At 75.8% G+C, this 9,675-nt stretch carries 8 protein-coding genes and 1 pseudogene; 4 read left to right on the plus strand and 5 right to left on the minus strand.

Going from position 1 to position 9,675, the window contains the following annotated elements; translation table 11 throughout:
* A pseudogene (locus tag DQW06_RS26735) lies at window positions 1-485 on the plus strand (class I SAM-dependent methyltransferase); the annotation flags it as partial.
* A 7-nt stretch (window positions 486-492) separates the two neighbouring features.
* Here the strand turns inward: DQW06_RS26735 and DQW06_RS26740 are convergent.
* The 3 genes from DQW06_RS26740 to DQW06_RS26750 all read right to left on the minus strand — a co-directional run bounded on the left by DQW06_RS26740 (window position 493) and on the right by DQW06_RS26750 (window position 3,744).
* The gene (locus DQW06_RS26740; protein ID WP_013152599.1) at window positions 493-1,767 is read right to left on the minus strand and encodes an MFS transporter; all 1,275 of its coding nucleotides are present in this window, start codon (window positions 1,765-1,767) and stop codon (window positions 493-495) included.
* A gap of 234 nt (window positions 1,768-2,001) precedes the next feature.
* Window positions 2,002-2,481, minus strand: a complete 480-nt coding sequence (locus DQW06_RS26745) for a MarR family winged helix-turn-helix transcriptional regulator (protein ID WP_013152600.1) — start codon at window positions 2,479-2,481, stop codon at window positions 2,002-2,004.
* Window positions 2,482-2,709: 228 nt separating this feature from the next.
* Window positions 2,710-3,744 (minus strand): NAD(P)/FAD-dependent oxidoreductase, encoded by a 1,035-nt coding sequence (locus DQW06_RS26750; RefSeq protein WP_071621869.1) that lies wholly within the window; start codon window positions 3,742-3,744, stop codon window positions 2,710-2,712.
* A gap of 66 nt (window positions 3,745-3,810) precedes the next feature.
* Here DQW06_RS26750 and DQW06_RS26755 point away from each other — a divergent pair, with 66 nt between their 5' ends.
* Window positions 3,811-4,419: a helix-turn-helix domain-containing protein gene (locus DQW06_RS26755; RefSeq protein WP_013152602.1), complete on the plus strand. Its 609-nt coding sequence runs from the start codon at window positions 3,811-3,813 to the stop codon at window positions 4,417-4,419.
* A gap of 260 nt (window positions 4,420-4,679) precedes the next feature.
* On the opposite strand, the gene DQW06_RS26760 is transcribed toward DQW06_RS26755, so the two are convergent.
* The gene (locus tag DQW06_RS26760; protein ID WP_117199534.1) at window positions 4,680-5,720 is read right to left on the minus strand and encodes a glycosyltransferase family 9 protein; all 1,041 of its coding nucleotides are present in this window, start codon (window positions 5,718-5,720) and stop codon (window positions 4,680-4,682) included.
* 8 nt (window positions 5,721-5,728) lie between these two features.
* Complete coding sequence (locus tag DQW06_RS26765; protein ID WP_013152604.1) at window positions 5,729-6,151, minus strand: CBS domain-containing protein; 423 nt, start codon at window positions 6,149-6,151, stop codon at window positions 5,729-5,731.
* Window positions 6,152-6,425: 274 nt separating this feature from the next.
* Here DQW06_RS26765 and DQW06_RS26770 point away from each other — a divergent pair, with 274 nt between their 5' ends.
* Both DQW06_RS26770 and DQW06_RS26775 read left to right on the plus strand, forming a co-directional pair.
* Entirely contained in the window at window positions 6,426-8,081 is a 1,656-nt protein-coding gene (locus DQW06_RS26770) for a carbamoyltransferase C-terminal domain-containing protein (RefSeq protein ID WP_117199535.1), read from the plus strand.
* Entirely contained in the window at window positions 8,078-9,574 is a 1,497-nt protein-coding gene (locus DQW06_RS26775) for an HAD-IIIA family hydrolase (protein WP_117199536.1), read from the plus strand. Before DQW06_RS26770 ends, DQW06_RS26775 begins: the two co-directional genes overlap by 4 nt.
* The last annotated feature ends 101 nt before the right edge of the window (window positions 9,575-9,675 follow it).

Consider the following 9,675-nt stretch of genomic DNA (forward strand, 5'->3'; position numbering starts at 1 on the left):
TCGCGGCCCTAGCGGTGGACGTGGTGGAGCCGGGGCCCGACGGGAGTCTGCCCCTGCCCTCCGGGGAGTTCGGCGCGGTGCTCGACCGCCACGAGGCCTACGACCCCGCCGAGGTCGCCCGGGTCCTGGCCCCCGGCGGGGTCTTCGTCACCCAGCAGGTCGGCGGAGACGACGGGTACGAACTCAGCGCCCTCCTGGAGGGGCCGCCCCCGGACCGGGACGCGCGCTGGAACCTCGACGCGGCGGTCGCGGGCCTGGAGGGGGCGGGCCTGGCCGTCACCCGCGCCCGCCGGGCCCGGACCCTGCGCCGCTTCCACGACGTGGGCGCGCTCGTGTCCTACCTGCGCATGGTGCCGTGGCAGGTGCCGGGCTTCGACGCGCACACCCACCGCGGGCCGCTGCTGCGGCTGCACCGGGACATGGCGCGGGGGATCCCGCTCACGTGCACGGTGGACCGCTTCCTCGTCGAGGCGGCCCGGCGCTGACCGGCGCTCACTCGCCCAGCGTGATCGCCTCGGCCTCGGCCCGGGCGGACTCGGGGCCGTTGTCCACCCTGCGCAGCGCCCCGCGGCCCAGGAGCACGATCCCCGCGGCCAGCGCCACGGACACCGCCGCCGCGTACATCGGCGCGCCGGGGGACAGGGCCGCGGCGAGCGCGGAGGCGGCCGGGGGAGCGGCGGCGCCGCCGAGGAAGCGCACCGCCGAGTAGGACGAGGACGCCACCGAACGCGGCAGGTCGCTGGCCTCCATCACGCACTCGGTCAGCACCGTGTTGAGCACGCCCAGCAGCAGGCCGCCCAGCACGATGGCGGTGATCAGCCCCGCCGTGGACGAGATGAGCGCGCCCGCGGCGACCAGGTCCGCGGCCAGCAGGAGCAGGGTCGCCCACAGCACCCGCGTGCGCGGCCACCGGCGGGTGAGCACCGGAGCCACGAAGACCGAGGTCACGGCGACCGCCAGGCCCCAGCCGAAGAAGGTGAACCCCAGGCCCATCTCGTCCAGCCCCAGCGGGAAGGGCGTGTAGGCCAGCAGGGCGAAGAACCCGATGTTGTAGAACAGCGCGGCCAGGGCCAGCACCAGGATGCCCGGGACGCGCAGCGCCGCGAACGGGGCCGACAGCGGCACCGGCGCGGTCCGCTCCGCGGCGTCGCTCCTGAGCAGGACGGCGATCGCGACGAACCCGACCGCCATCAGCGCGGCGGTACCGAAGAAGGGGCCGCGCCAGCTGACGCTGCCGAGCAGTCCGCCCAGGAGCGGGCCCGCGGCGATGCCCAGGCCCAGCGCCGCCTCGTAGAGCACGATCGCGGAGGAGGCCCCGCCGCTGGCGGCGCCGACGATGGTGGCCAGGGCGGTGGAGATGAAGAACGCGTTGCCCAGTCCCCACCCGGCCCGGAAGCCGATGACGGACTCGACGCTGCCGCTGGCCCCGGCCGCGGCGGCGAAGACCACGATCAGCGCCAGGCCGACCAGCAGGGTGCGCTTGGCGCCCAGGCGGCTCGACACCCAGCTGGTGACGAGCATGGCCAGGCCGGTGACCAGCAGGTAGCTGGTGAACAGCAGCGAGGTCTGGGTCTGCGTGGCCTCCAGGCTGCGGGAGATCGCGGGCAGGATCGGGTCGACCAGGCCGATGCCCATGAAGGCGATCACGCAGGCGAACGCCACGGCCCACACGGCGCGCGGCTGCCGGAGGATGGAACCCTCCGGCGCGTGTCCCTGGTCCGCGCCTCCGGGCGGTGCTGTACGCGGGGTGTCGGTCTTCGCCACCATGTTCTCGCTGCTCCCTGTCGTCGCTGATGGTGGGGAGGACGGCGGCCGATCCGGTCGGGGCCCTCATTCACATAGGTAACCTATGTTAATCCCCGCGCATTCCCGACCGGCACGCGAGGGGCCCGAGGGAGGGGAGGCGTCGATCACCGGAACCGCGGGAGGGCACGTGGGCGGCGGGCGCGAGGGCGGTGCGAGCCGAGGGTGTGACCGGGCTCCGGGAACGGAACCGCCCGCTCAGGCCCCGCCGCGGCGCAGCCGCTCGTCCAGCAGCCGCACCGACTCCGACAGCAGCTCCCGCTCGCGCGCGGACAGGTCGGAGAACAGCGGCTCCAGCGCGTCGCCGATCCGTTGCCGCCAGTCCTCCAGCGCCGCCGCGCCCGCCAGGGTCAGCTCGTGCAGCTGGGCCCGCCGGTCGTCGGGGTCGGGACTGCGCGCCACGTACCCGGAGGAGAGCAGCGACTCCACGATCACCGTCATGGTCGGCTGCCTGACCCGGCAGTGCTCGGCCAGGACGCCCAGCCGCAGCGGCCCCTTCTCCTGGAGCACGCTCAGCGCGCGCCATGTCGCCGGGGACGTGCGCTCACCGGTCTCGTGCGCGGCGTAGCGCCCGATCCGCTGGCTGATGTTGAGGAGGCGGACCAGGAGGTGGGCGACATCGGGGCCCCGGCCGTCCCCGGCGTCCGCGTTTTCGGTGTGCTCGTCGTCGTGGTGCACGCCGCAAGGCTAGGGCATCTTCGGCCGGCGTGCTCCGCCGTGGGACGGGCGCTGTTCCCCGCGGCGCGGTACGCCGCGGGGAACAGCGGTCACGGGCGCCTGCGTGCCCGCGCCACGGAGCCGTGCGGGGGCGGCCTCATGGCCGCCGTGGTCGGCAGTCCCGGTCCCGGGGTCGGAGGCGACCAGGCCCTGTCCACACGCCCGGACGCGCCGCCCCCTTCCCGGAGCTCACAGACCGTGGCGGCCCTCGCCCGCGACCAGCTCGCCCACACGCGCCTCGGACTCGGCCGAGAAGGCGTCGCGGCGGGCGGCGACCGCCCGGCGGGTGTCCTCGTTGACCAGGTCGGCGTTGATCTGGGCCCCGGCGGCGGCGCCCGAGGCCGCCGACGCGCCGACCTGGGCGGTCAGGTCGGTGACGTTGCCCGCGGCCCACACCCCGGGCACCTCGGTGCGGCCGTTCTCGTCGGTGGGGACGTACTCGCCGACCCCCATCGGATGCTCCCGCGCCCGCAGGCCGAGCGTCTCCAGGAAGGAGGCGCGTGCCACCATCCGCGTTCCGACGGCCACCACCTCCCGGTCGACCACCGTGCCGTCCGCGAGCCGCAGCCCCGTGATCCGGCCGTCGGCGGTCTCCAGGGAGGCCACCGGACCCTCCACCACGCGGATGCCGCGGGCGGCCAGCTTCTCGGCGTCCTCCTCGCCCGGTGAGGGCGTGGTGTGGGTGAAGAGCGTGACGTCCTCGCTCCACTGGCGGAACAGCAGCGCCTGGTGCACCGCCATCGGACCGCTGGCCAGCACGCCGATGGCCCGGTCGCGCACCTCCCAGCCGTGGCAGTACGGGCAGTGCACCACGCCCGCGCCCCACTGCTCCCGCACGCCCGCCACATCCGGTAGTTCGTCCACAAGCCCGGTGGTCACCAGGACCCGGCGCGCGTGTACGCCGCGGCCGTCGGCCAGTTCCACCCGGAACCCGCCGCCGTCGCGGGTCACAGCCGTGACCTCCCCTGTGTTCACGTGGCCGCCGTAGCCGCGCACCTCCGCCCGGCCCCGCTCCAGCAGTTCGGCCGGGGACATGCCCTCCCGGGCCAGCAGCCCGTGCACGCCCGACGCGGGCGCGTTGCGCGGGGCGCCCGAGTCGAGCACCGCCACCGAGCGCCGCGCCCGGGCCAGCATGAGGGCGCCGTTCAGTCCGGCGGCGCCACCGCCGACCACCACCGCGTCGTAGCCGTTCTCCAACTGATCGTTCACCGCGATCACCTCCATGCCCCCACCATGCGACCCCCTCGCCGGTTCGCGCAATCTTTGTTGCCGTTATGGCAAAATGGCGGCATGGAACACGACCTCGACCAGGCGCTCGACGCGGTCGGACCCCGGCTGCGCGCACTGCGCAAGCAGAAGGAGACCACGCTGACCGACCTGTCGGCGGCGACCGGCATCTCGGTGAGCACGCTGTCCCGGCTGGAGTCGGGTTCTCGCCGACCCACCCTCGAACTGCTGTTTCCGCTGGCCAGGGCGTACGGGGTCACCCTCGACGAACTCGTGGACGCGCCGCCCACCGGCGACCCGCGCATCCACCTGCGTCCGGTCAACCGCCACGGCATGACCATGCTGCCCCTGACCCGCCGCCCCGGCGGCATCCAGGCGTACAAGCTGGTGATCCCGGGCCGCGACCGGCCGAGCCGGCCCGACCCGCAGACCCACGAGGGCTACGAGTGGCTCTACGTCCTCAACGGTCGGCTGCGGGTCGTGCTGGGCGAGCACGACCTGGTGCTCGCCCCGGGGGAGGCGGCCGAGTTCGACACCCGCGTGCCGCACTGGTTCGGCTCCGCCGACACCGAGGCGGTCGAGTTCCTCAGCCTGTTCGGCAGACAGGGGGAGCGCGCGCACCTGCGCGCCCGCCCCAAGACGGAGAACGCGTCCGGCGACGCCGACGCGTGACCGGGAGGGCGCGCCGACCCGCGCCCACCAGGGGCGGTCCTGCTCCCAGAGGCGCGGTGGACCGCTGACAGCGCCCTCGGGGGCAGGGCCACCGCTGCGGAACTCCCGTGCGTCACATCGTCCACGCTTTCGGGCAGGGGGTCGGCGCTCGGGAGCCGGGGACCGCCTGTTCGGCGGTGGGGCGGTCGGAGGCGCACACGCTCCGGCACAAGGAGTTCCGAGCCCGTGTCCGGATGGAATCCGGCTCGGGGCGCGAGAACTCAGGAGCCGGGGACCGCTTCTTCAGCGGCGGGGCGCCCGGAGGCGCACACGCTCCGGCACGCGGCGACGACCTCCTCCACGCCGATCGCGTCCAGTCCCGGGTCCAGTTCGGCGGCGTGCGGATCGCCCAGGCGGCCCGCCCACAGGCACACGTGGACGTCCCGGTCCACCCGCGGGCCCCACAGCCGCGGGGAGACCGGCCCGAACAGGCGCACCGACGGCGTGCCGTAGGCCGTGGCCAGGTGGCCGACCCCGGTGTCCCCGCACACCACCAGCCGAGCCTCGCCGACCAGCCGCGCCAGCAGGTCCAGGGAGGTGCGCCCGGCCAGCACCGCCCGACCGCCGAGCCCGGCGGCCTCGGCCACCCGCTCGGCCAGCGCGGTCTCGTTCGGCGAGCCGGTCACCAGCACCCGCAGCCCCGAGGCCGCCAGGGCCCCCGCCACGCGCGCGAAACGCTCCGGGGGCCAGCGCCGCGACCCGGAGGCGGCCCCCGGGTGGACGATCGCGGTGTCCCCCTCGACCACCGCGCCCCGCCCCCGCGACGGGTCCGGCCACCGCAGGTCGTCCGGGTCGGCCGCCACACCGTGCGCGAGCAGCAGGCGGCACCAGATCTCGGCGTCGTGGACCCCCTCGGGCCACTCCGGGCCCGGCCACTGCGGGGCGGACGGGTGGCCGTGCGTCCACAGCCGCTCCGGCGTCAGCGCCGCCAGGGCCGCGGTGCTCTGCGGCCCCCGGCCGTGCAGGTTGACCGCCAGGTCCGGAGAGCGCGTGTCGGGCGCGCGCAGCGGCTCGGTCGGCAGGACCTCCCAGTCCAGCCCGGCCAGCGCGACCAGGTGCCGGTACCAGGAGGGGCCCGCCAGGGTGCGCCGCCAGGACGGCAGCGCCCGCTCCAGCGCGCGCAGCGCGGGAACGGCCGTGGCGAAGTCACCCAGCCCCAGCGCCCGCAGCGCCAGCAGGGTCGGCCGCCCTCCCGTGCCGGGGACCCGGCCCCCGTCCGGGCCCCCGTGGCCGAGGCCCGGGTTCTCTCCCACCGGTTCCACCGGATACCTCAGCGGTTGGGGTCGGCGGCGCTGACGTCGGCCAGCGCCGAGTCCTCGTCCACGGCCCGCGCCAGGTCGCCCATGGACACCACGCCCACGACGCGGTCGCCGTCCACGACGGGAAGGCGGCGCACCGCGCTGGTGCGCATGACGTGCACCGCGTCGGCGATCCCGCTCTGCGGCGGCACGGTGGCCACCTCCGAGCTGCACACGTCGCCGACGCTGTGCTCGCTCGGGTCGCCGCCCTCGGCCACGCAGCGCACCACGATGTCGCGGTCGGTCAGGATGCCCATGATCTGCCTGTCCCGGGTCACGACGACGTCGCCCACGTCGGCGTCGCGCATGATCTCCGCGGCCTCACGCAGGGACGTGTCCGGCGAGACCGTGCGGACCGGGCTGCTCATCACCTGGTCGATGGTTCGCACCACCATGGTCCTGCTCCTTTCGTGCCGGTCGTGCCTCTTCCGTTCTCACCGGTCCCATAGCCCGCAACCGTGGGGGCAAACATGACGGCTCCCCCGCCGCCGCGGGGCGGACCGCGGGTGCGCGGGCGGCGGGCACGGAGCGGTTTCCACGAGCGCGTCGGTGCTGGTGAGCGGGTTCCGGTTCGCCTGTGGCCGATGTTTAGGCGTCGCTGCTGCTGGTAGTCGAGTGGGTGCGCTCGGCGTCTGAGTCGCAGACCGGGCCTGAGGAGGGAGCGGTTACATGCGTGTCCTCGGTGTCAACGCCGTCTTCCACGACCCGGCGGCGGCGATCGTCGTCGACGGCCGTACGGTCGCGGCGGCGGAGGAGGAACGGTTCTCGCGGCGCAAGCACGGCAAGGCCGCGGTCCCCTTCTCCACGTGGGAGCTTCCGGAGCAGGCGATGCGCTGGTGCCTGGAGCGCGCGGGGCTGCGCCCCGACGACCTGGACGCGGTCACCTACTCCTACGACCCCGCGCTGGCCGACCCCGACGGGCCCGGACAGGACCGCGGCTGGGAACGCCTGCGCCTGTTCTACGTCGAGCGCGCGCCGCACTTCCTGGCCACCGCGCTGCCGGGCCTGGACCCGGCCAAGGTCACCTACGTCCCCCACCACGTCGCGCACGCGGCCTCCGCCGGACTCGCCGCCCCGCCCGAGGCCGGAGGCGGCGAGTGCGCGGTGTTCGTGGCCGACGGCCGCGGCGAGAGCACCTCGCACATGGCGGGCGTCTACACCGGCGGGAAGCTGGACGTGCTGGTCCGCCAGCCGCTGCCCGAGTCCCTGGGGCTGGTCTACGAGGAGCTGACCGAACACGTGGGCTTCCACCGCTCCAGCGACGAGTACAAGGTGATGGCCCTGGCCTCCTACGGCGAGCCCACCATGCTCGACGCGGTCCGCAAGTGCGTGCGCTACGAGGGCGACGGCCTGGTCCGCGCCTCGGGCCTGGACTGGAACTCCCTCACCGACCCGTGCGAGCCGGGGCAGGAGCCCTCCAAGGAGCACGCGAACCTGGCCGCCAGCGTGCAGGCCGCCATGGAGGAGACCCTCCTGGCCGTCGTCGGCTGGCTGCACGAGCGGACCGGCCGCCCGCACCTGACGATGGCGGGCGGGGTCGCGCTCAACTGCGTCGCCAACAGCCGCATCGTCCGAGAGGGGCCCTTCGCGAGCGTCTGGGTGCAGCCCGCCTCCGGAGACGCGGGCACCGCGCTCGGCGGCGCCCTGCACGCGGCCTCGCTCGTGGAGGACGTGGCGCCCATGCCCGGGGCCGCCCTGGGCCGCTCCTGGGACGAGGACGAGCTGCACGCGATCCTGCGCGAGGCCGACGTCGCCTTCGAGCGCCCCGACGACCTGGCCGACACCGTGGCCGAGGCCCTGGAGCGGGACGCGCTGGTGGCCTGGTTCCAGGGCGCCGCGGAGTACGGGCCCCGAGCGCTGGGACACCGGTCCCTGCTCGCCAACCCGTCCAACCCCGACAACCTCGAACGGCTCAACCGGGTCAAGGGGCGCGAGCAGTTCCGCCCCGTCGCGCCGATGGTGGCCGAGCACAGGGCGTCGGAGATCTTCTCGGGCGGGCCCCTGCCCAGCCCCTACATGCTCTTCGTCCACGAGGTGCACCCCGACTGGCGCGACCGCCTGCCCGCCGTGGTGCACGTGGACGGCACGGCCCGCGTCCAGACCGTGGCCGAGCGGGACGACCCGCTCACCGCGCGCCTGCTGGACCGCTTCGAACGGCGCAGCGGCCTGCCGGTCCTGGTCAACACCAGCCTCAACACCGCCGGGCGGCCCATGGTCGACTCCCCGCGCGACGCCCTGGAGTGCTTCGGGTCCGCGCCCGTGGACCTGCTGGCCATCGGCCCGTTCGTCGTGCGCCGCCGCGCGGGCGAGGGGGCGCACCGGTGAGCGCTCCCCGCTACTCCGTGGTCGTGCCCACCGTGGGGCGCGACACCCTGCCCCGCGTTCTGGAACCGCTTCTGGACGCACCGCCGCGGGAGGCGCCCGAGGAGGTCGTCGTCGTGGACGACCGGCCGCCGGACGACACCGCGCCGCTGCCCGGGACCGACCACGCCCGGGTGCGCGTCCTGCGCACCGGGGGAGGCGGCCCCGCCGCCGCCCGCCAGGCCGGGTGGCACGCCTGCGCCACCGAGTGGATCGCCTTCCTGGACGACGACGTGGCCCCGCCCGCGGACTGGCCGCGGCGCCTTCGCGCCGACCTGGCCGACCTGCCCGCCGAGGTGGGCGCCAGCCAGGGCCGCATCACCGTGCCCCGCCCGCGCGGGCACCGGCCCACGGACGCCGAACGGGCCACCCTGGCCCTGGAGGGCGCACGCTGGATCACCGCCGACATGGCCTACCGCAGGAGCGCCCTGGAGGCGGTCGGCGGCTTCGACGCCCGCTTCCCGCGCGCCTACCGCGAGGACACCGACCTGGCCCTGCGGGTCGTGGGCGCCGGGTTCGTCCTCGTGCCCGGCGAACGCGAGTGCGTGCACCCGCTGCGCGGCGGCGGGCGCTGGGCGAGCCTGGCCGCCCAGCGCGGCAACGCCGACAACGCGCTGATGGACCGCCTGCACGGGCGCGGCTGGCGCAACCGGGTCGGGGAGGGCCCCGGCGGGCTGCGCGGGCACGTCCTCACCACGGCCGCCCTGCTGGGCGCCGCTGGGGCGGCCCTGACCGGGCGCCGCGCCGCGGCCGCCGCGTGCGCCGCGCTGTGGACCGCGCGCACCGCCGCGTTCGCCCGGCGCCGGATCCGAGGCGGACCCGCCACCCGCGACGAGGTCACCGACATGCTGGTGACCAGCGCGCTCATCCCGCCCCTGGCCTGCTGGCAGCGGCTGCGCGGCGAGATCCGCCACGCCGGGGCGCGGCCCGCCCCGGGGGTGGCGGCCGTGCTGTTCGACAGGGACGGCACCCTGGTCGAGGACGTCCCCTACAACGGCGACCCCGACAAGGTGCGCCCCACGCCCTCGGCCGAACGGGCGCTCGCCCTGGCCCGCGGCGCCGGACTCGCCGTCGGGGTGGTCAGCAACCAGTCGGGCATCGCCCGCGGACTGATCACCCGCGACCAGGTGGACGCGGTCAACCGGCGCGTGGAGGAACTGCTGGGCCCCTTCGACGTGTGGCGCGTGTGCCCGCACGGCGAGGAGGACGGCTGCGGATGCCGCAAGCCCGCGCCCGGCATGGTCCGCTCCGCCGCGGCCGAACTGGGCCTGCCGCCCTCCCGCTGCGCACTGGTCGGCGACATCGGCGCCGACGTGGACGCCGCGCGGGCCGCGGGCGCGCGCGGGGTGCTCGTGCCCACCGCCGCCACCCTGGACGCCGAGTGCCGTTCCGCGCCCGAGACCGCGCCCGACCTGGAGGCCGCCGTCCTGCGCCTGCTCGGAAGGGACGCTTCGTGAGCGGGGGAACCGTGATCGTGGCGCGCCTGGACAGCATGGGGGACGTCCTGCTGTCCGGACCGGCCGTGCGCGCCGTCGCCCACGGAGCCGACCGGGTCGTC

It is taken from the genome of Nocardiopsis sp. TNDT3 (assembly GCF_003427465.1).
Classification (GTDB): domain Bacteria; phylum Actinomycetota; class Actinomycetes; order Streptosporangiales; family Streptosporangiaceae; genus Nocardiopsis; species Nocardiopsis dassonvillei.